Source organism: Streptomyces sp. JNUCC 63 (genome assembly GCF_054366325.1).
Window position 1 is genome coordinate 6,963,237 of the sequence record NZ_CM135963.1, and the last position, 20,061, is coordinate 6,983,297.

Consider the following 20,061-nt stretch of genomic DNA (forward strand, 5'->3'; position numbering starts at 1 on the left):
GCGACGACCTCACTGTGAACCGCCCCGGGTTCGGTAGAGATCTCAGATTGTGGTGATGACCTGGGGTTTCGTGAGTTCGGTGTAGTAGTTGGCTTCGTATTCGACGGGCGGAACGTGGCCTATCTCACCGTGGAGTCTTCGGTGGTTGTACCAGTCGACCCACTCGGCGGTGGCCAACTCCACCTGGGAGAGCGTCTTCCAGGGCCGCTGGGGCTTAATCAACTCGGTTTTGAACAGGCCGATCGTGGACTCCATCAGGGCGTTGTCGTACGCGTCACCGACGGATCCGATGCTCGCCGCGATGCCGGCGGCGTCCAGGTGCTCGGCGAGCTTGAACGATGTGTATTGCGACCCGGCGTCCGAGTGATGGATCAACTCGCCTGGCTGAATGGGGTGTTGGTCGCGGTCGCGTTGCCAGACGGCCATCTCCAGGGCGTCCAGGACGAAGACGGTCTCCTTCACGGTGGCCGCCGACCAGCCGACGATCCGGCGGGAGAAGGTGTCCACGACGAACGCGACGTAGACGGTGCCGGACCAGGTCTTCACATGGGTGAAGTCCGCCACCCAGCAGCGGTTCGGAGCGCTGGCGACGAAGTCGCGGTCGACCAGATCGGGGGCCCGCCCGGCCTGCCCGCCGGGGATCGTGGTGATGACGCGCTTGCCGCGCACCGCGCCCTGGACACCCATCTCGCGCATCAGGCGCTCGACGGTGCAGCGGGCCACCGCATGTCCCTGCCGGTTCAGCTCGCGCCAGATCTTCCGGGCGCCGTAGACGCGGTAGTTGGACGTGTAGACCTCCTGGATCCGCTCCTTGAGCTCCGCATCGCGCAGGGAACGGGCGGAGGGGGTTTCGAGGCGTTTCTTGTGGGCGTAGTAGGTGGAAGGGGCGATCTTGCAGTCGTGTGCGGTGAGCGTCCTGCAGATCGGCTCGACGCCGCCGAAGCGGTCCCGGTGCTCGTCGATGAAGGCTACGAGCGCGTGTGTGGCCGGTCGAGCTCGGCCGCGAAGAAACTCGCCGCGGCCTTCAGGATCTCGTTGGCCCGCTTGAGTTCGGCGTTCTCCTTCTTGAGCGCCTTGAGCTGGGCGGACTCCTCCGTCGTCGTCCCCGGCCGCGTCCCCGCGTCGACCTCATGCTGCTTCAGCCAGTTCCGCAGTGTCTCGCGGGAGCCGATGCCGAGCTTGTCCGCGACCGCCTGCAGGGCCGCTGTCTCGTTCGGGTAGTCGCCGCGCACTTCGGCGACCATGCGCACCGCACGACGGCGGAGCTCAAGCGGGTAGCGGGAGGGTCGTGCCATGACTCAATCCTTACATGGAATCGAGCCTCCACCTGACCCGGGGCGGTTCACTGAGTGTCTCCAGGGAGGAACGGCTGCCGGGTATGGCCGTGTACTGGCTGCCATCGAGCACGGACAGGCGGACCAGGGCACGGCCGACCAGCTCGTGGATGGCGAGGATTTTGGGGCCGAGCTGCTGCAGCATCTCGCTGCCCGGCTGGGCGTTCAGGGCGGTGACGGTGGTGTGCAGGGCGGTGACGGTGGTGTGCAGGGCGGTGAAGTCGGCGCCGAGCTTGCGGAGATGGTCGATCTGCGCGGGCAGGTCAATCTGGCGCATGGCGGTGGTGGGGCTCCGGTGCGTAGGGGTCAGCGGGTGCGTCCCCGGGACGGGTTCGCAGCCGGGCCAGTGGGGACAGTGGCGAGGGTGGCGTGGCGTGCGGCGACGGGAATCGCGGCTGGGGTCGCGATACCGAGGCCGACGCGGACAGCGACTCCGTGGGCGTAGGCGTGTGATTCGACACCCACGACGGCGCCGAGCAGGCCGCGCTTGTCCAGCCCGGCCGGGGGCCGGTGTGAGGATCCGTCTGGTGAAGGGGTGAAGCCGTGCTGCTCCAAGAGGGAGCGGGCCTCGGGGGTCTTGGCGGTCGCGGTGACGGTGCCGTCGGCGAACTGGATGCACAGGTCGGACTCGGGCAGCGGGCCGTGCGGACTCCAGCGGGTTGTCCAGGAGAGGTCGACGAGGTCGTGGGTGCGTTCCAGCAGCCCGTACATCGCTTGACCGGCTCGCTCGTGGGCGTCCTGGGGGATTCCCGGCGGCAGCAGGTAGACGGTGCGGTCGTGGTGGGCACGGGCGGTGAAGCCGGCGTCGGTCAGCAGGCGGTCGGCGCCGGGCAGCCGGCGGTTGAGGACGAGAAAGGTGTATCCGTCGTCGGTGGACCCGATGAAGACGTCATGGTGGTCGGTCAGGGCCATGGGGCTCCAGTGGAGGTGGCGGGGGCTGTGATCAGGCCGCAGGCCCGAAGCCGTCCTGCGCGGGGGTGTGCTTGGCGACGGCGCGGGCGGTGATGGCCTTCGAGGCGCGGGCGGAGGTCGCGGACAGTTCGTCGGCGCCGGGCTCGAGGTACCAGGGGCGCAGGTCGAGCATGGCGGCGCGCATGCCGGTGGCGAAGCACAGGGCGGTGCCCTTGGGCAGGGCGCGGATGGCGTCGGCGGGCAGGATCCGCTCCTGCCGCATCGACACCGAGGTGGACTTGCCGGACTCGGAGTGGGAGGTGGAGGTGGTCTCGACGTCGTGGTCGCCGATCAGCCGGGACAGCTTGTCGGCGAAGTCCGGATCGTCGATGCCGGAGCCGATGACCTTCACGGTGGAGGCGGACCACATGGCGTCCATGCCCGCGTCCCCCCAGACCTTCTGGCCCTGGCGGTAGGACTGCAGGATGGTGATCGGGATGATTCCGCGGCTGCCGAGGTGGGAGTACAGGTCCGGCAGGTCGGAGATCTTGCAGACGTTGGCGGCCTCGTCGAGGATCGCGAGCATGGGCGGGTCGAGGCGCCCGCCGGCGCGCTCGGCCTGGGCGGTCGCGGCCCGCATCACGGAGTCCGCGCACGCCGCGATCAGCGCGCTCGCTCCGCCTCCGCCGTCCTTGCTCAGCAGGTAGAGCGTGTCGGTGGAGGTGACGAACTTGGCTGGCTTGAACTCGGGGACGTCCTTCTGCGGGGTGACCCAGGCGGCGATCTCGGAGTTCAGCAGGGCGGCGGCGTACTGGCGGGCGGTCTCGTAGATGCCGTCCCTCGTCTCCGGCGGGCCCTCGACGGTGCCCTTGAGCTGGGCGGCGACGGCGGTGAAGTCGTGGTCGCGGAGGATGTCCAGTGGGGTGCGGTCGGCGGGGAAGGCGAGCCACTGCATGACGTCGGTGATGGGCCGGTCGTCGAGCGCGGCGGCGAGGAACAACTGGGCGAGAATGTTGGATCCGGCCTTGGACCAGAAGTCGCCCTGCTGGGAGGCGTCCACGCTCGCGGCGAGGAAGTGCCCGGCCAGGCGTCCGGCACCGTCCAGCGTCTTGGCGTCCGCGAGGGGGTTCCACCACATCTCGCGGGCGGCGTGCGCGATCTGCTGCGGGTCCATCGACCACGCCCGCCCCACCGCGGCCCGGGCGTCGAGGGTCGCGGTGTAGGCGTCGCCCGCCGCCTTGTTCGAGGTCAGCAGGACCGGGCCGGGCGCGTTGAGGATCGAGGGGATCGCCAGCGACGTGGTCTTGCCGGAGCGCGGGGCCATGATCGCGACGGCGACGTCCTCGTACCCCATGCGGACCTCGTGCTTGGTGCCCTGCAGGTTGCCGAGGAGGATGCCGGTGTCGCGGGCGTCGATGCGCTTGGCGTCCTTCAGGCTCGGGCGCAGGGATCGGGCCTTGTCGGTGATCGCCTTGGCCATCAGCGGCTCGATGTCCCGGGCTTTGGCCATGCCGGTGATCTTCTTCTTCCGTCCTCCACTGGTCTTGTGGCGCGACCACAGGACGCCGGCCGCGGTGGCGAGCGCGAGCAGCGCGGCGGCGGGGACGATGCGGGTCCCGATGAGCAGGGATGTTTCGCCGGTGTGGGGCCAGAGCTGGTCGGGGTGGAGCAGCGCAGTGGTGGGCGCGTAGGAGGCCCAGGGGCCGTCGGCCAGCCAGGAGGTGATGTTGCCGGAGAGCCAGGCGAGGTGGGACAGGGGGACGACGACGGCGGCCACGCCCAGGAGGATGCGGAAGGCGATGTCGTAGCCGTCGGAGGGCTTGTTGGTGGAAGAGGGCAAGGAGTGGTGTGCTTCCGGGCGGAGGGGCGGGCGGCGTGGGTCAGCGGGTGCGGCCCGGGTGGGCAGGCGGGCGTCGCGGGGTGCTCGGGGCCGCCGGCGGTGCGCTGCGGCGGGCGGCGAGTGTGCGGATGCGGTTCTCCAGGGCGAAGGCGATCAGGTCGACGGGCACGTTCGCCTCGGTCCGTGTGATGCGGTTCGGGTCGAGGGTCGGCAGGCGTCCCGGGGAGGTGCGGATGGCCGGGGTCGGGGCGGCGAGGGCGGCGGTGAACGCGGCGATCAGATGCGGGGGTGTGTGTTGGTCGAAGCGGGCCTGCCAGACCGGGCGGGATTCACCGAGCGTGGCCGTGGCGACCCAGGGGCCGGTCTCTTCGCCGACGGGGCGTTGGAGGTAGGTTGTCGCGTGGGGTGAGATGAGGCCGTTCTCGGCCCGGGCGGGCTCCCAGCCGGCTTGCCGGAGCGGCTCGTACGGATCAGCCTCCTCGTCGTGCGTGGGGCGCGGGCCGGTGAGGGCGTCGACGAAACCGGCGAGGATTTCGACCGGGGTGTGGGCACCGAAGCTCGCGTACCAGGCGGGCCGGCCGCGGTCGGGAGCGTGGTGGAGGGTCCACCACTGTCCGTCGGGGGCGGGATCCAGCCGGAGTTGGGCCTTCTGGTCGGGGCTGGTGAGGATGACGCGCGGCATCAAGGGGTCGTCGCCGTGGCTCCAGCCGCAGGCGCGGTGCAGGGGCACGGTGATCCAGGCGGGGTCACCGCCGCCGGCCAGGTGGCGTGGCGTGATGTACTCGACCTCGACGGTCTCGGGAGACGGGGGCACCACTACCTCCGTACCGGGGCGGTCCGGTCGGCCACGGGCGCCGGCTTCGCTGTCGGCTGCGGGGCCAGGGGCGACGGGGTGCTGCGGGCAGTGGTGTTGATGTCGATGACGGCGTGGCCGTGGGTGGCCCAGTCGTCGAGGTAGCTCCACGCCTCGGCGTCGTGGCTGGCGAGCGCGTCGTCGTACGTCGGCGTGCCGGGCCGGGCGGTGAGGGGGAGGTCGGCGCGGGTCTGCTGCCACTGCTTGTGCAGGGTGTCCAGGCGGTCGAGCGCGTCGCGCAGGGTGCCGAGCTGCCAGGCCCAGCGGGTCTGGACCGCGCGGGCGGGCAGTTGGGCGAGTTGTGCTTCCGCGGTGGCGAGGAGTTGTCGCGCGGTGGGGCGGATGGCCTCGAACGCCTCGGCGGTCTCGCGGTCGCGCTGGTGTTGGCGGAGGCCGTAGGCGTGCTCGTCGAACGGCCAGCCGTCGAGGTCGGTGTTCTGTTCGGAGTAGTAGTCCCAGTTGGCCAGGATGTAGGCGCTCTCGCGCAGGAAGGCGGAGAGCTGCTTCAGCGCGGCGCGGTGGGAGGCGGGGATGGCGGAAATGACGGGTCCTTGAAGAGCGGTGACGTTCGGAGTCCCGTTCGGCGGTCATCGCCGCGGGGAGGCAGGCGGGGATGGCGGCGGAGCGGGGGCCTTGGCCGTCTCGGGCTGGGGATGCCGCCGGGCGGCACGGGCCCGGGCACGAAGGGCGTGGACGCGCTCGATGTGCGCGTCGACCACGTGCTGCGGGGACAGGGGGCTCGGCTCCTGCACGGCGCCGTGGGCGGTGCGGTCGAACATGCCGCGCTGGAGCGGAGCGGGGTCGGCGAGCGCGGTGACGAAGGCTTCCACCAGGCGGGTGGGCGTGCGGCTGTCGAAGCAGGTGTGCCAGATGCGGCGGCCCTTGGAAGTGTCGTGTCCTGGTTCGCAGGTCTCGACGTTCCAGTGCGTGGCTTCCCGGCCAGGTCGCCGTTCTACGTGGCACATGCCGTCAGGTGAGCGGGCCGTGTTCTCCTCGTCGGTCCCCCAGTTCGCCGCGTGCAGCACCTGGAGGGGATCTGTCTGCTCGGCCGGCGTGGGGCCGATCAGTGCGTCGGTCAGGCTGCCGAGGATCTCGGCGGGCACGAGTTCCCCGAACTCGGCGTACCAGCCCGGCTCGGTGTCGGTGGGCTCGGCCCGCAGCCGCCACCAGGCGGAGGTGGCGGACTGCGGGTCGAACTGGAGGCTGTAGCGCAGGTCGGGACTGATGAGGACGATTTCGGGGCTGAGTGGGTCGGAGGTGCGCCTCCAGCCGGCGGCGGCCAGGCCGTGGGTGACGTGCCGGGCGTCGCCGGGGCCGGCGAGGTGGCGGGGGCTGGTGTCGAACGGGATTCGCCAGGCGTGGGTATCGGCGAAGGCAGCGAGCTGCTGCTCAGTTACCGGCACCGGCCGCACCTCGGTGTGCTCGTCGGTGCGTTCGCGTACAGGGCGCGCAGATCGTCCAGGACGTAGTGGAGGGTGTGCTGGTCGGCCTGCTCCCAGGCCGCGGTGCGCAGCTCCTGGAGGAGGAGGTCGACTGCGGCGGTGCGCGGGGTGTCCGGGTGGTTCTGTACGGCGCGGGCGAGGGCGCGCAGGGCGTCGGCGAGCTGGACGGGAAGGCCGGTGTACTCGTCGAGCAGCGGCTCGACGAGAGCGAGTGCCTCGGCGGGATCCGGGTCCTGGCGCAGGTATTCGGTGAGGTGGGACAGGGTGTCCGCGGTGGCGCGGATGGTGTCCGGGGTGAGTGCGGTCACAGGGTTCCTCGGTGATCGGCTTCGGGGGTCAGCGGCGGGCGCGGGCGGCGCCGGCGTGAGCGTGGGGACGGACTGTGGTGCGCGGCCGGTTGGCATTCCAGTTGCGGGTCCAGGTGGCGGCGCGGGCAGCGGCGACACGGGCCTGCTGCCAGGCGCTGAGCTGGGAGGGCAGGACGGAGACGGACGTGGTCCGGATCTGCGCGCTGTGCGGGACGCGTCCGCGCGGACGCATCACCGGTTCGGGGCTGGCCAGGGCGGCCGAGAAGGCTTGCACGAGGTGCATCGGGGTGCTGGGGGTGAACTGGGCGGTCCAGCCGTTGCCCTGCCTGTCCCTCGCGCCGGACCACCACATGGCGTTGCCGTTCGGGTCCTGGCGGAAGTGCATCCACGCTGCTCCGTCAGGGCTCGTTGCGGTGTAGTGCCTGCCTTCGGGCCGGGTTTGCCAGTGCTGTTCTTCCAGGGGTGCCCACACGTTGGGGGCGTGGGCGGAGCGCGGACGGGTGAGGGCATCGGTCAGCCCGGCGACGATCTCCACCGGCGTCTGCCGGCCCAGGACCGCCCACCACTCGGCCTGCTGTCCTTGCGCCGTGCCGTGGATGGTCCATCCGCCCGGCAGCATGTGGGGGTCGTAGGAGATCCGCACCGTACGGTCCGGGCTCTCCATGATCAAAGGCCCGTCCTTTTTGGACTTGTCCCGCCAGCCGGAAGCGCGCAAGAACTCGGAGACGTGGCGGAGGTCGCCACCACCGGCGAGGGCGCGGGGCTCGACGAGATAGTGCTGTTCGGGCTGCTCGCCCGGCCCCCAGTGCTGCCGCTGTCTCTTTCTCACCGGCGCCGCCGGGCAACGAGCGGTGCAGGGGACGGCGGCTTCGACATGCTGGTGGCGGTCTGTCTGCTGACACGGCGCAGGGTCTCGCGGTGTTCGTCCAGGTCGCCGCCCATGGCGTCAAGCTCGTTAGCCGCGCGGCCGAGCGCGAGCCATACCTCCGCCGGCAGCGCCCCGCGCTCGGCCTGGACCTTGGCGAACCTGCTGCTGGTGGTGACGAGGCCGGTGACGCCGCCGAGAACTCCGGCGTCTGGGTCGAGTACACGTGCGATGACGTGCGTGGCCTCGTGTGGGGGGAGTCGGGCGAGGTGGTCGGTGAGCTGGCCGAGCCGGCGGGTGATCTCGTCGGCCAGCCGCACCGGGTGCGGGATGGGGTGAGGCATGTTCCTCCAGGACGCGGTGTCGGGATCGGTGATGGTGGTGGCCGGTGTGCTGGGTCTCGGCGAGAGCGGCCTCGGAACGTGCGCGGCCAGCGGCGTGGTGTGGTCGGGGCCGATGGGGATGCGGGCGCGCAGGTAGCGGCGGAACAAGGCGGTCGCGAGGCGGGGCTCGTAATTTCCCAGGTGGTGGAGTGCTGTAGCGGTCGCCGACTCCACCTGTGACGCGGCGTGGGGCAGTCTGCGGTGTCCCGTTGCTTCCGGGGCTGTGGCTGTCCCGAGGTCAGTGCTCGGCGAGTTCTTCCAGCTGTTGAACGACGCGTTCGATGGATGCGGTGGCGTCGATCTCGGCGGTTGCGGTGGCCCGCAGCAGCGGTTCGACGGTGGTCAGGTGGTGGAGAACGGCGTCTCGTTCTTCGGGCCGCTTGCCGTAGGGGTTGTCGGTCCGGGCTGCGATCCGATCCAGCAGCACTTCGGCCGGTGCGCTCAGCAGCACGATGTGGTCGAACAGGGGATAGAACCGGCCTTGGTTGGTCTTGCAGCCGGCCACGAAGAGGTTGCCCTTGTTGTGGCTGCTGAGCAGGTCCGTGATGGCCTGCTCGCGCCAGATCCAGTCGGTGGAGCCGTCGGGCAGCGTCACCCATTGACTCCAGGTGTCGGTATCGGTGTCCACCGTCTGGTGCCCTCGCCGGCGCAGGAGACGGAGTGCCGTCGACTTGCCGGTGCCCGACATTCCGGTGATCAGGACCTTCACGGAGCGAGCCTATGCGAGCCGCCTCGCTCCCGGGTGCGGCTGACGGGGCCGGACCGTTGTCCCCATCCCCGTGGTGCTTCGGCTACTTGCCCGGGGGCGTTGAGGAAGCCGGTTCGCTGAAGAATGCCGGCCGCTTGCTCGGTGCCGCCGAGGGCAATGGCCAGCCCGGTGCAGGGGCCTTGGCGATGGTGATGACTCCAGCATCAGGAAATCGGGTTCGTTCTGCCTCACCGGGATCTGGTCGCCGACGCGCGGGGCGTAGCCGAGGCCGGGGGCGCGGCCGGCGGTGTCGTCGTTGGGGCGATCCGCCCCGAGGGGTGCTGCAGCGCGATCGCGATGCCCTGGTCGCCCAGCTGCTGGCCGGTGTTGCGTACCGCGCGGGCCTGCACGGCGGTGTCGTCGCCGCTGAGGCGGTAGACACCGGTCTGCTGGTCTGGGACGAAGCCGTTGGCGGCCAGTACGGCGGTGGCGGTCTTTCCGACGGGGGCGGCGGCGAGGCTGCCGTCGGACTGCCAGGTCAGCACGACCCGATCCGGCTGCGACGGCTGAACGTTGGCCGCGGCGTTGTGGCGGACCTGGGCGAGTGCGATGTCGTAGCGGGCGAGCAGGTCACCGGCGACTTGCTCGGCACCCTGGAAGGGATCATCCGGCAGGGCGATGCCGTTGGGCTCGCGCACACTGCGGTACGCCTCGTCGGGGAGATCACGGAGGGCGACGGCGGCGATGAGGAAGCCGTTGCGTTCGTCGTGCCGGTCGAGGAGGACGAGCTGGGCGCCGTCCGGGCGGGTCAGGATCGCTGCCTGCTGCAGCGGGTGCTCGGCCAGGGACTCGGCGATGAGGTCCAGGTCCCAGATCCGGTGGGCGAGTTCGGCGAGGTCGTCCTTGTGGTCGGACGGGTGGTAGGTGCTGGTCCAGGCGCCGGGGAGTTCGCCGGCGAGGACGTCAGCGTAGGAGGCGAGGCGTTCGGAGTGTTCGTGGTGGTGCATGGTGTCCTTGGCGAGGTGGGGGTCAGCGGCGCCGCCCGGCAGCCACGGGAGGTGGTGGTCCGGGTCCGTGCACGCGGGAGCGCGAGGGCGCGGCCGGGACGGCGGATGGGGACACTCACCGGCCGCCCCGGGCGTCGGCGACGTGGACGAGCTGGCCGAGGGCCGTGGTGGTGTACCAGCCGCAGTCGATGATCGCGTCGTTGTGGCCGGCGTACTTCGGCAGCAGGTGGTCCTCCATGGCCCGCAGGTAGATCAGGCAGTCCGGGCAGCGGCGCTTGAGGTGCGCGAGGTAGCGGGGGTGGGCGGTGATGAAGGTCTGCGCGCCTCCGTCCGGGTCGCGCAGCCGCCATCCGTCCTCGTCGGTCGGGGTGTGCCAGGACGGGGCGACGACGCGCATCGCATCCCCCCACAGCTCCTTGCCGGCTACGCCCTTGAGGACGACGACCTGGTCACCTGCCTGGAAGTGCTGGTGCGGGATGTCCCGGGCAGGGGTGAGCGGGTCAGGTGTCGGTGCGAAGGCCGGAGTCGGCGGAGGGGTCCAAGAGGGCGGGAGCATGCAGGTCCTTCCACGCGGAACGGGGCGGCGGCGGGAAGATCAATGGTCCGCAGAATCGCCGGTTTGGCTAACCGGCGATCTGCGGCTACGTTCCGTCCGGTTCAGCGGAACGGGTTCTCCGTGCCGCGGTCCTGTTCCGTCGCGGCGTCGAGAAGTTCGAGCAGGTCAGAGCCGTCCTCGTCGCGCTGGTCGATCCACCATCCGGCCCGGGTGACCGTGCGGGCCTTCTCCTCCAGCTCCGCCCAGTCGGCCTCGTCCCAAGTGCCCTCGACGACGAGCGCGGTGTGCGCGGCGGTCATCAGCTGGTGGCGGGAGCGTTCGCCCCAGTCCAGGGCCCGCTCCGGGCCTTCCAGCGGCGGCATGTCGAACTTCGCGGCCCACTCGGCGGCGGCCTGCCGCTCCTCGACGCGCTTGACGGCGAGCCACTGCTCCCTGGAGGCGGTGTCGGTATCGCGGGCGGCCTTCCAGCAGTCGGTGCAGTCCCGTTCCGCGAGCCAGCGGGCGAAGCCGGCCCGCCGGTCTGCGGGACGGTCGGACAGGTCGTGGACGACCTCGTGGCCACAGGCGTGCTGGACGGTCCACTTCGTTCGGACAGCCATAGATCGATCTCCTCAAAGTTGTGTGAAAGGCGGGAAGTTGGGTCGTGTGCTCAGGCACATCCGCGGCACGGCGCTATGGGCGGCGCGCGGGGGCCGCGCTGCGGTGGACCGGCACCGGGGGCGTGGTGTCCAGCGCGGGGCGCGGCCGGGGACACGGCGGCTTGGGAGTGCGGTGCGGTGGCAGGACGGCGACGGTCGCGCCGAGATCTTCCGCCGCCTCGTGAACCTCTCGGATGAGAAAGGCGAGTTGCCGGCCGAGAGCGTCGATCCGGGCACCGATCTGCCGGCCCTGCACGGTGCCGAGTGCGTGCGAGAACTCGGCGGCGGCCTCGAGAAGGGACCCCAGCCGCACCAGGGCACCGGCGTCGTAGCCCGTTTGGGGTGACGCTCAGCAGGGCCTCGGAGACGTCGCCGGTGGCACGGGCCGCGATCACCTCTCGGAGCAGCTCCTGCAGGGGCCGCTCGGGCGCGGGCTCCGGACGGTTGAACCGAGACGAGGCATCCGGGCACTCCGGACGGGACCGGCGGTGGCAGCGCCTGCCCGGCTGCGTACTCGTTGTCGTAGTGCCCGATCACCTCCCAGCCCGCCGCGTCCGGGTCTCCGGCAAGCGCGATCACGGTGGAGGCGTCGTCCTCGACCAGATACGCGAGGCTGATGAGGCGACCGTCGGCCGCGTACCACGACTCGAACCGCTCCAGCTCGCCCCGCCGCCGGGCCGCGTGGGTCATCTCGGTCCACATCTGCCGTTCCTCGGCGGTCAGTTCGGGGGCGGGCTGGTGGTGCTGGTCGGCGAGGTCGGCTGCGATGGAGCCGCAGTCCGCCCAGAAGGCGAGGGGCGGCCACAGGGCGGTGTGCTGGGCGCGCTCGGTGGCCGAGCCGGTGGTGGCGGGACGGTCGAGGACGCGAACGATCTCGACGTGGGAGGCGGCGAGGGAGTTGAGCAGGTCGCGCCAAGCACTGGCGTGCCGGGCCGGAGGCAACTTGTCCACGACGCTGCGGGCCGCGTCCAGCAGGCGGGCGCCGTGCGGGGCGAGATACGTGGCATACGCCGTGAGAGCTGCTTCGTTGCGGCGAGCGAGTGCGACTGCTGCGGCGTGGTGGTGAACGGTGCGGCCGTAGCGGTCACGGGCGGCGTCGAGCGCCGTCTCGGTCTCGCGGTCAATGACCATCATTCGCAGTCGGAAGCCGCGTGCTCGGGAAACCAGTTCGCTGTGTCTGTCGTGGGGGTATCGGGGATCGCTTCCTCCTGGAGGCGGGCTCAACGGTGCGACCGGCGGCCGGGCGGGGCCTGCGCGGTCATGGCCGGCGGGCGTGCCGGCCCGGCTGGCGCGACCTGCCGGCGGGTGTCGTAGCGGAGACCGGGGTCGAGGTCCACGGGGTAGCGGGCGGCGGTGAGCATCTCCGCGGCCCAGGTCGCGCGCTGGTTCTCCCAGTCGCGTCCCATGTCGAAGGGGAGCCGGATCCAGCGGCCGCGCAGGGCTGGCTCGAAGAAGAATCCGGCGTGGCGCAGGATGCCCGCGGCGAGGGAGTCGAAGCGGCCTTCGACTTCGACTTCGCCCCCTGGCCCGCGGGTGATGCGGATCGGCTCGGCGTCGGGGGTCACCGGGACCGTCCGATGGCGGAAGCGGTCAGGTGAACGGTCGGTGCGTTGGGTTTCGATGGGACGGGACGTGCGGACGGGGGTGAGGTGCTCGGTGCCGGCCCGCGCTGCGGGGAGAGAGATGCGGCGGCCCGCGCGATGCGGCTACGGCGTTCGGCCAGCCCGTTCGGGCGAGCCGGCCTGGGCGGTGCGGCCGTCTGCGCGGGGTCGAGACCCACATCGGCGTGCACGGCGTATCCCTGACGACGCAGGTCCTGCACGGCCTGCCGGGTGCGGCGTGGCCCGTCCCGCTCGGGGTCGGTGAGCCGGAAGAGTCCCGGCTTGCCGGGTACGGGCTCGAACTGCTCCCGCACCAGGAACCAGTGGGCCAGGCGGGCGGGTATCGAGGAGGTGGCGGAGGCGACGAAGCCGTGGTCTTTGTGGGTGCCGAAGACGAAGTGCGTGCCAGGATCCAAGGAGGAGATCTCCTTCCGGTGGAAAGTGGGAGAGGTCAGCGGCGGGGCGCGTGTGGGCCACGGGGGAGGGGTTGGTGCGGTCGGGCGACGGCCGGGACCGTGTGCTGCCGAGGGGGAGTTGCTGCGCGAGCCTGGCGGAGGAACGGCTCGCTGTGGGTGAGCCAGGTGTTGAGGGCCGCCCAGAGTCGTGTGTCCCGCTCCGTTCGCGTGAGCGACGCGTCCCTGTCCAGGCCCTCGGCATCGGTGAGGGCGTCGGCCAGTTGCGCGAGGACGTGGGCGTCCTCCGGCCAGCTGGTGGCCGCAGGGCGGCACCGGTCGAGAAGGGCGGGAGCATGTTGGATGACGTTCAGGAACTCGGCCCAGGCCCGGTTCAGGAACGTCTCGGCCGCCTCGCCGAGCGCGGTGGCGCCGAGCGGGGGCGCGGCACTGTACCGGCCCGAGGCAACGATGGCGGCCCAGGTGTCCTGCTCGGTGCGGATGCGGTCGAGGGCCTCGGTGACGGTTGCGATCCGGCGGGCGTGGACGGCGCGCTCGTAGGCGGGCAGGAACCGGTCCGCTATGGTCCGGGCCGCGCGGTCGGCGAACGGTGGCAGGGTGAGGCTGCGCGGGGCGTGCGGGTCGCCGTACCCCTCCTCGAACGGTTCGGGCGCGAAGACGCCGACCAGATAGTCGAGCTGGTGGCCGGGACGTTCGACGAGCAGCAGGGTCGTCCCGGCTGTGTCGGTGAGGGTGGCGGCGTAGGGGATCCGCTCGCCTTGGACGACGTGGGCGAGTTCGCCGCTGTCCCACAGCCATGGGACCAGGTCCTGTTGCCAGGCGGGGTGGGAGTAGAGCTCGATGCGTGCGTCCCACTGGCCGGGCAGCAGGCGGGCGATGTCCCGGGCGGTGTCGCCGATGAACCGCCGGCTGCTGGTGGTGGTAACTTCCACCCCGTGCGCCGTGGCATGGCGGACCAGGCCGGCCACGGTGGCGCGGGAGGCATCCTCGTCCGCGTCCGGCAGGCGATACACCCAGTCGTCGCCACGGCGGAAGCCGGATGCGGCAAGCGCCTGGTGTGCGGCCTTGTACCTCTCACCGTGGCCGATGGCGACGATCCCAGTGCCGCGGCCGTAGGCGAGGATGATCTGCGCGTCAGCCATGGGCCGGCTGTAGGGAGCGTGACTTCGTGAGCACTGGGTCCTGCGGAATTACCGGAACCCGTTGTAGTGAGTAGTGGCGTCGTCGTGGAGATTGAGAAATTGGTGCTGCTCCTCGCCCAGGTAGTAGCAGAGCGTGAGGTCGTGTTGGTTGCAGCGAAGACTGCTTCTGTAACCGGGACCGACTATGAGGCCGATCGCCAGTTCGCCCTCGCCCCAGCTGGCTACTGAACTTGATCGGGCGATGTCGGGTGATTGCCTGACAGGTGAGGGATGGGTCCGGTAGATGTGTGTGCGTGAATGACTCCACGCCCGAGGACGGCGAGCCCACCTCCTTCGTCGAGAAGACGAAGAACTGGTACGAGAGGCACAAGCCGAAGATCCGCATCGTCGGCGCCGTGACTCTGGCCGTGGGCCTGGTCGTGGTTGCCCATCTCGCCACGAGGCAGGACGGCGAGAGGTACGACGCCGAGGACATCGGGGATTCCGAGCCGGTCTCCGGCCGTGAAGCCACGGACGAGCCTCGTCGGTCCTCCCTTGACCTTGACCGCGACCCCTTCCTGCGGAGGCTCCCCGCCGGTCAGCAGGCCAGCGAGGCGGCCAAGGCGAGGTACAAGGAACTGACGGGCAACGACCTCCCTCCCGGTTACACCTTGGTTCGCCGGTGGTTCTACCTGAGCCCGGACGACGAGGACCCCGGCGAAGCCGCAGCCTGAGCGCCCGGGGGGAAGGGCACCGCGGCCTGTCGCTCAACCGAACGCCCCGACATCACCCAATCAAATTCAGTAACGAGGCCACTAGACTCCGATCTCCTTTGCAAAGATGAGGATTTGACCATGAGTGACCTGGCGATGGTGGCTGTCATTAGCGCGTACAATCTGCGCTTCATCCGGTACTGGGACGCCGAAAGCCGGATTGTCGGCGACGCGGGGCCGAAGGTGACCCGATCCCTGCCCGGTCTTCCTGGTCTGCGTATGTTCTATGACCAGTCAGACCAGGATGCTCCACACGTAGATGTCAACGAGGTGGGTCGTCTGGTGGTCGAAGCGTTCGGACATCCGCGACAGGACGAGATGCGTGGGCAACTATGCATCTACCTCGCCGACGCGGAAGGTGTCCCCGTGGACATGCCGCCCTGGCTGCGTGACCGCATCCAGGAAGAGGTCGGCCGCGCTCGCGCTGCGATTCGGACTTGAATTTCCTCGTGCGAGCATTCGGCCAGCGGCAACTACTGAAAATCACCGCTGTTCATGATCACCTGGATTTACAGGTAGTGCTGAGCCACCGTTCACCGCCCGTCAGCGCGGTGATGATCTCGGGCGGGGCGCCGTCGAGGAGGTCGGTGCCGAGTTCGTTCCAGCCGACGGCGACGTCGACCACGAGGTGGCGGGACATGGCCTCGATGTCCCGCCGGAAGCGGTGCTGGTATGCGGTGAGCAGGAGGGGCAGGTGGTGGCTGGGCACGCCGTCGAGGTGGACGTAGATGCCCGCGTATCCGGTCTCGGTGGGGCGGGCGATGAACGCTCGGGTCGACAGGGTGGGCCTCCCGGGGCGTCAAGCGGCTACCGGCCGGGTGCGGGGCCGGTGCGCGGGGTGGGCGGTGGGTTCGGGGGGAGACCGGACGGTGCCTGGGGGCGGCCGGAGGCGGGTGCCTTCGGCGGTGCCGGTGCGGGGTCGTACTCGGCGCGCAGGATCGTCAGGTCGGCTTCGTCCGCGATGGCCAGCACGGACAGGCTGCGGCTGGCCGCTTCCATCAGCAGCTTGGGCGGGGAGCCCTTCTCTGCTCCGCGGTTCTGGCCGCGCCACTGGGCGGCGGCGATGAGGTAGTCGCTCACCGCGCGGAGCACGGGTTCGGCGGCGTCCAGCAGATGCTGGGTGACGGCGCTGGCCTCGGCAGGAGTCTCGGCGGCGGCAAGTGCGGCGAGATAGGGGGCCAGGTCGGGGCCCGGCAGCGGTTCGTCCGGCAGCGGGTGTTCGGCCAGGAAGGGCTCGGCGTCCCGCTTCGCCCAGCGCAGCAGGTCGTCGCGGGTGGCGATGCCGTAGCGGGCGGCGGCGATCTGGTCGCCGGTGCGGCCGACGTTGTCGTACAGCTCGAAGTCGGGATGGTGCACGGAGTCTCCTAGACGGCGGTGCTGGGGCCGCTCGCCTCGGCGTCCGTGCGGCGGCATCCGTAGCCCAGCAGGCTGGACGGCTCGGGCGCGGTCGGGACGGCGGCGACGTCCGAGCAGGTGAAGGTGTAGGTGAAGGCGGGGCGGGGCGTGGTGCCGAGCCAGGCGCGGTCCTGCTTGTCCGGCACGATCACCAGACCCGGCGCGGCGACGGCGTCGTGCTGGGTGTGGTTGTGGGAGAAGACGACGAGCGCGCCCGTGGAGGTCTTCAACGCGTAGCTGTCGGGGAACTGCGTGGCCGCTGACGTGAACTGGGTGGTGCCTCGGGTGCCGAACTTGTGGACCGTGTCGTTGTGGACCTTGACCTGCCGCTTGGCGGCCTTGGTGGGGGCAAGCACCTTGCGTCCGGTGAGGTCGCCTCCGGTGGCGAAATTGTCGATCACGGCCGAGCGCAGCAGGTCGACGGGAGCGGCCAGGGACTTGGAGGCGGGGTCGACTGCGGTGGCGTAGCCGTCCCTGTCCAGCACGATCTTCGGGAGCCGGGAGGGGGCGTCGAGGTCGACGGTGGCGACCATCTCCCACCGCTTCGACTTCGCGTTCTCGGCCAGGACCAGGACGCGGGCGTACTGCTTGTTGCTGCCGGCCCGGGTGACGGCGGCGAACCACCGCTGCTGCCCGTGCTGCAGGCGCGGGATGTAGAGGTCGGTTGCGGCAAGGTCGTACGACCACGGCCGGTAGGGCTCCCGGTCCGCCTGCGGCAGGGCGGCGTCTTCCTTGAGGTCGGCCAGCGACATCGCGTACCGAGGGCCGCCCTCGACGGTGTCGAGGAGCGCGCGGTCGCGCTTGATGTACGCGAGGTTGTTCGTCATCGAGTAGGAGGCGATGGCGTCACGGGCCTCGGCCGGGGTGAGCGCGGGGGCCGGCTTCGGTGCGGCGCTGGGTGACTTCGTCTGCTCTGCGGCAGCCGGGGTGTTGCCATCGGTGTCGCTGGAGCAGGCGGTCGCGGCGAGAGCGAGACAGACAGCGGCGGTGACCAAGGGCAGCGTGCGGCGGGCGGGGCGGATGGGGGCTCCTCTTGGCTGGGAACGGGAAAGAGCGCGGCGAGCGGTCGGCTCACCGGCGGTGGGCAGTCACCGAGGGGCCGGTGGGTACGGGGGCGGCCGGACGCGGGGCTGCAGTGGTGGGTGGTGGGGTGTGGCGGAGGTTCACGCCGATGCCCCTCTGGGCGAGCTGGTGAACCAGCGCTCGCAGGCGCAGGTCGCGGCCGTCCTCGCCGTACGCGGCGGGGAGCAGGAACGCGGCCTGGTGGGGGTGGTGCTGGAAGCCGAGCCCGTACAGGTCCGTGCGGGCGTCCTCGGGGACGCTCCTGTACGGAGTGCCGAGGGCGCCGTCCTCGTACCAGGTCAGGGTGACGACGCGCGCCACCTGCGGCGGCGGAGGCCGGTGGGGCGGCTCGGGCTGTACGGCTGCGTTGTGCCGTACGGCTGCCAGGGCAGCCCGGAGCCGGGGCAGGACCCGCCGGCTGACGGCGGCTGCGGCGCGGACCGGATCGTCGGGGACTGCGATCCCGTTGGGCTCGTCGACCCCGCTGAAGTGGTGCGGTCGGAACCCGTCGGGCTGCACGGGGGCCACCAGGCACTGGCGGGGACAGCGGGGGCGCTCCAGCACACAGAGCTGCTCGCCGTCCGGTCCTTCGAGGAAGGCCGTGGGGGCGTCGGGCCAGTCGAGCAGGGCCGAGTGGGCGGGACCGCAGTCCCAGATCCGGTCGCCACATGCGGCTGGCCTGCGGGCGGGGGGAATCCGGCGTACCTGCGGTACCACTGTTCGGGCAGGTGCGTTGCGAGTGCTGTGGCGAAGGTGCCGAGGTGGAGTGGATACAGGTGGGGCCTCCTGGTTGCAGAGGGGCAGTGATCGACCAGGGCAAGAACCGTCAGCGGCGCGGTGCAGATGAGCGGCCGAGACCGCGGATCGGTATCCGTGAACTCACGGACTTTTCAGTGCATGCGGGCGTCGGTGTCGAACAGGGCCAGCTCGTGGGCGTGGAGGAGGTGTTGGACGATGAAGCTCCTGCCGGCGACCTTCCACAGGCCGCGCCCGCGGTTGAGGTGGGCGATGGCTTCGGCTTCGACGGAGGTGAGGCCGAGGAGGGTGGCTGCGGCGTGGAGCTGGTCGGTCTCCTGGCGGTAGATGATGCGGGTGGAGCAGTCGGCGAGGAGTCCTTCGGCCAGGGCGCGGCCCTGGGATCCGGCGTCGCCGGCGGTGAGCAGGTCGGACAGCCGGTGGATGACCATCAGGTTGGCGATGCCGAGACCGCGGGAGAGTTTCCACTGGGCCTGCATACGCTGGAGGAGGCCGGGATGGCGCATCAGGCGCCACGCCTCGTCGTAGACGATCCAGCGCCGGCCGCCGCGCGGGTCGGTGAGGGCGGATTCCATCCAGGCGGAGGCGCAGGTCATGGCGAGGACGAGGGCGGTGTCGTCGCCGGATCCGCCCAGCCGGGACAGGTCGATCGTGAGCATAGGTGCGGCGGGGTCGAAGATGACGGTGGAGGGGGCGTCGAACATCCCGGCCAGGTCACCGTGCACCAATCTCCTCATGGCGTGGGCGAGGTCGCGCGCCGAGTCGCCGAGCCGCCCGGACATCATCCCGGCGGCTTCGTCGAGCTGGGCGGGGTTGTTGAGGGCGGTGGCGACGTCGCCGAGGAGCGGGGTGCGGCCGGTGTCGGCGGCGCGGGTGACCACCAGGTCGAGGGCCACGTCCAGAGCGGTGTGCTCCATCGGTAGCAGGTCCCGGCCGAGGACCGTCTGGGCCAGGGAGCCGAGTAGGAGGAGGCGCCGCTTGCGGATCTCACCGACCCAGTCCGCCTCGGAGATGCTCTCCGGGCGTGGTGCTGCGTCGAGGGGGTTGAGACGGCCGGGGAGCCCGGGGCCGAGGGCAACGGAGGTGCCGCCCAGCGCGTGGGCGACGGGCGTCCACTCACCCTTCGGGTCGCACGGCACGTAGATGCGGTAGCCGAAGGCGACGGACCGCAGGGCGAGCGACTTCGCGAGAGCCGACTTGCCCTGGCCGATCACCCCGGCCAACAGGACGTTGGGGTTGGTGAAGCCCTCGACCTTCCCGTACAGCGCGAAGGGGTCGAAGACGAAACTGGCCTCGGCGTGGACGTCGCGGCCGATGTAGATGCCCTCTGCGCCGAGTCCTCCTTCGGCGAGGAACGGGTACGCGCCAGCTGCGATGGCGGTGGTCATGCGGTGGGCCGGCAGCCGCAGCCGGTTGCCGCGGGCGGAGGCAGGTCCGGGGCGCCCGTTCGGCGGGTAGAGGGGGGCGGGTGCTTCCTGCTCGGCGGGAGCGGTGCCTGCGGAGTGGGTGGTCGCGTCGGCTCGAGCCTTGGCGGCGGCCTCGGCGAGCTGACGGCGAGCTGCCTTGCGGCTGGCCCGGTCGGTGCCGTGCGGGGTGAACAGCGGGGACGCGGAGGCGCGTCGGGCGCGTCGGGCGGACCGGTGGCTCATGGGAGGCCCTCCGTTCGGCGAGGGGTGCTCATCGCGCGCATGCGGTGGTGTGCGGGCGGTTGAGGTCGGTAGGGGTGGTCTTGCGGCGGACGATGTGTCCGGCGGCCAAGTGGCGCTGGCAGATCGTGAGGACCGGCGGTCCTTCCGGAAGCTGTTCCGGGGCGCACTCTGTGGCCTCGGCCGAGGCGGCGGGGAGGACGTGGAAGGCCGAGTGGACCTCGGCGGTGGCCTGCCACAGCCGGGTCTGTGCAGTGGCGAGGTGCCGGCCTGCGGCGGGATGCGGTGGCCGGGTGGATTCGGCGAGCTGGTCGAGGAGTTGGTGCAGGGCGGTCAGGTGAGCGTGGAGCACGTCGAGGTGCACGCGGTCTACTGCCGTCGAAGCGGTGAGCGCTGGGCGTGTCAGGGCTCGGGTGTGATGGCGGACGCCGGCGGTGGCGGCCCGGAGGTAGGGGTGCGCCTCGGCCGGACGCATACGAGAGGTCAAAG

The 20,061-nt window shown here is 71.0% G+C and carries 24 protein-coding genes and 1 pseudogene; 2 read left to right on the forward strand and 23 right to left on the reverse strand.

The genetic code is table 11. The features are described from left to right. Window positions 1–42 precede the first annotated feature (42 nt). The 17 genes from ACX25U_RS32085 to ACX25U_RS32165 all read right to left on the reverse strand — a co-directional run bounded on the left by ACX25U_RS32085 (window position 43) and on the right by ACX25U_RS32165 (window position 13,961). Window positions 43–1,295 (reverse strand): IS3 family transposase gene (locus ACX25U_RS32085; RefSeq protein WP_454385196.1). Its coding sequence is split into 2 segments (ribosomal slippage): window positions 43–1,013 and window positions 1,013–1,295, totalling 1,254 coding nucleotides; the frame shifts between segments, so codons are not numbered across the junction. A gap of 10 nt (window positions 1,296–1,305) precedes the next feature. After that, entirely contained in the window at window positions 1,306–1,611 is a 306-nt protein-coding gene (locus tag ACX25U_RS32090) for a hypothetical protein (RefSeq protein WP_454385197.1), read from the reverse strand. 29 nt (window positions 1,612–1,640) lie between these two features. Then, window positions 1,641–2,246 (reverse strand): hypothetical protein, encoded by a 606-nt coding sequence (locus ACX25U_RS32095; RefSeq protein WP_454385199.1) that lies wholly within the window; start codon window positions 2,244–2,246, stop codon window positions 1,641–1,643. A gap of 31 nt (window positions 2,247–2,277) precedes the next feature. Next, window positions 2,278–4,065, reverse strand: coding sequence for a type IV secretory system conjugative DNA transfer family protein (locus ACX25U_RS32100; RefSeq protein WP_454385201.1), 1,788 nt, complete (start codon window positions 4,063–4,065; stop codon window positions 2,278–2,280). A 40-nt stretch (window positions 4,066–4,105) separates the two neighbouring features. Then, window positions 4,106–4,879 (reverse strand): DUF317 domain-containing protein, encoded by a 774-nt coding sequence (locus ACX25U_RS32105; RefSeq protein ID WP_454385202.1) that lies wholly within the window; start codon window positions 4,877–4,879, stop codon window positions 4,106–4,108. Window positions 4,880–5,505: 626 nt separating this feature from the next. Beyond that, window positions 5,506–6,321, reverse strand: coding sequence for a DUF317 domain-containing protein (locus tag ACX25U_RS32110; protein WP_454385204.1), 816 nt, complete (start codon window positions 6,319–6,321; stop codon window positions 5,506–5,508). After that, the gene (locus ACX25U_RS32115; RefSeq protein ID WP_454385205.1) at window positions 6,312–6,668 is read right to left on the reverse strand and encodes a hypothetical protein; all 357 of its coding nucleotides are present in this window, start codon (window positions 6,666–6,668) and stop codon (window positions 6,312–6,314) included. The genes ACX25U_RS32110 and ACX25U_RS32115 overlap by 10 nt, the downstream gene beginning before the upstream one ends. A 28-nt stretch (window positions 6,669–6,696) precedes the next feature. After that, on the reverse strand, window positions 6,697–7,497 hold the full coding sequence (locus tag ACX25U_RS32120; protein WP_454385207.1) for a DUF317 domain-containing protein: 801 nt from the start codon (window positions 7,495–7,497) through the stop codon (window positions 6,697–6,699). Further along, window positions 7,494–7,877: a hypothetical protein gene (locus ACX25U_RS32125; protein ID WP_454394608.1), complete on the reverse strand. Its 384-nt coding sequence runs from the start codon at window positions 7,875–7,877 to the stop codon at window positions 7,494–7,496. Before ACX25U_RS32125 ends, ACX25U_RS32120 begins: the two co-directional genes overlap by 4 nt. Before the next feature lie 277 nt (window positions 7,878–8,154). Then, complete coding sequence (locus tag ACX25U_RS32130; protein WP_454385208.1) at window positions 8,155–8,625, reverse strand: AAA family ATPase; 471 nt, start codon at window positions 8,623–8,625, stop codon at window positions 8,155–8,157. A 227-nt stretch (window positions 8,626–8,852) separates the two neighbouring features. Further along, window positions 8,853–9,611 (reverse strand): hypothetical protein, encoded by a 759-nt coding sequence (locus tag ACX25U_RS32135; RefSeq protein ID WP_454385210.1) that lies wholly within the window; start codon window positions 9,609–9,611, stop codon window positions 8,853–8,855. A gap of 115 nt (window positions 9,612–9,726) precedes the next feature. Continuing rightward, window positions 9,727–10,167 carry a hypothetical protein gene (locus ACX25U_RS32140; RefSeq protein ID WP_454385212.1) on the reverse strand — a complete coding sequence of 147 codons (441 nt, stop codon included), beginning with the start codon at window positions 10,165–10,167 and terminating at the stop codon, window positions 9,727–9,729. 101 nt (window positions 10,168–10,268) lie between these two features. Continuing rightward, entirely contained in the window at window positions 10,269–10,766 is a 498-nt protein-coding gene (locus tag ACX25U_RS32145; protein WP_454385214.1) for a hypothetical protein, read from the reverse strand. Window positions 10,767–10,778: 12 nt separating this feature from the next. Further along, a complete protein-coding gene (locus ACX25U_RS32150; protein WP_454385216.1) occupies window positions 10,779–11,939 on the reverse strand; it encodes a hypothetical protein in 1,161 nt (386 codons plus the stop codon). 86 nt (window positions 11,940–12,025) lie between these two features. Continuing rightward, window positions 12,026–12,370 carry a hypothetical protein gene (locus ACX25U_RS32155; RefSeq protein WP_454385218.1) on the reverse strand — a complete coding sequence of 115 codons (345 nt, stop codon included), beginning with the start codon at window positions 12,368–12,370 and terminating at the stop codon, window positions 12,026–12,028. Next, on the reverse strand, window positions 12,367–12,822 hold the full coding sequence (locus ACX25U_RS32160; protein WP_454385219.1) for a hypothetical protein: 456 nt from the start codon (window positions 12,820–12,822) through the stop codon (window positions 12,367–12,369). Before ACX25U_RS32160 ends, ACX25U_RS32155 begins: the two co-directional genes overlap by 4 nt. 35 nt (window positions 12,823–12,857) lie before the next feature. After that, window positions 12,858–13,961, reverse strand: a complete 1,104-nt coding sequence (locus tag ACX25U_RS32165; RefSeq protein ID WP_454385221.1) for a hypothetical protein — start codon at window positions 13,959–13,961, stop codon at window positions 12,858–12,860. Between the two features lie 293 nt (window positions 13,962–14,254). Between ACX25U_RS32165 and ACX25U_RS32170 the strand changes: the two genes are divergently transcribed. Next, the gene (locus ACX25U_RS32170; RefSeq protein ID WP_454385223.1) at window positions 14,255–14,674 is read left to right on the forward strand and encodes a hypothetical protein; all 420 of its coding nucleotides are present in this window, start codon (window positions 14,255–14,257) and stop codon (window positions 14,672–14,674) included. Window positions 14,675–14,794: 120 nt separating this feature from the next. Then, complete coding sequence (locus ACX25U_RS32175; RefSeq protein ID WP_454385225.1) at window positions 14,795–15,154, forward strand: hypothetical protein; 360 nt, start codon at window positions 14,795–14,797, stop codon at window positions 15,152–15,154. Between the two features lie 73 nt (window positions 15,155–15,227). Here ACX25U_RS32175 and ACX25U_RS32180 read toward each other — a convergent pair. The 6 genes and pseudogenes from ACX25U_RS32180 to ACX25U_RS32205 form a co-directional block, all read right to left on the reverse strand. Next, window positions 15,228–15,422, reverse strand: a pseudogene (locus ACX25U_RS32180) (hypothetical protein); the annotation flags it as partial. Window positions 15,423–15,520: 98 nt separating this feature from the next. Beyond that, complete coding sequence (locus ACX25U_RS32185) at window positions 15,521–16,069, reverse strand: hypothetical protein (RefSeq protein ID WP_454385227.1); 549 nt, start codon at window positions 16,067–16,069, stop codon at window positions 15,521–15,523. 8 nt (window positions 16,070–16,077) lie between these two features. After that, complete coding sequence (locus ACX25U_RS32190; protein ID WP_454385229.1) at window positions 16,078–17,103, reverse strand: hypothetical protein; 1,026 nt, start codon at window positions 17,101–17,103, stop codon at window positions 16,078–16,080. A gap of 76 nt (window positions 17,104–17,179) precedes the next feature. Then, window positions 17,180–17,887, reverse strand: a complete 708-nt coding sequence (locus tag ACX25U_RS32195) for a hypothetical protein (protein WP_454385231.1) — start codon at window positions 17,885–17,887, stop codon at window positions 17,180–17,182. A gap of 173 nt (window positions 17,888–18,060) precedes the next feature. Next, window positions 18,061–19,575, reverse strand: coding sequence for a VirB4 family type IV secretion system protein (locus ACX25U_RS32200; RefSeq protein ID WP_454385233.1), 1,515 nt, complete (start codon window positions 19,573–19,575; stop codon window positions 18,061–18,063). A 28-nt stretch (window positions 19,576–19,603) separates the two neighbouring features. After that, window positions 19,604–20,059: a DUF6238 family protein gene (locus ACX25U_RS32205; protein ID WP_454385234.1), complete on the reverse strand. Its 456-nt coding sequence runs from the start codon at window positions 20,057–20,059 to the stop codon at window positions 19,604–19,606. Between the last annotated feature and the right edge of the window lie 2 nt (window positions 20,060–20,061).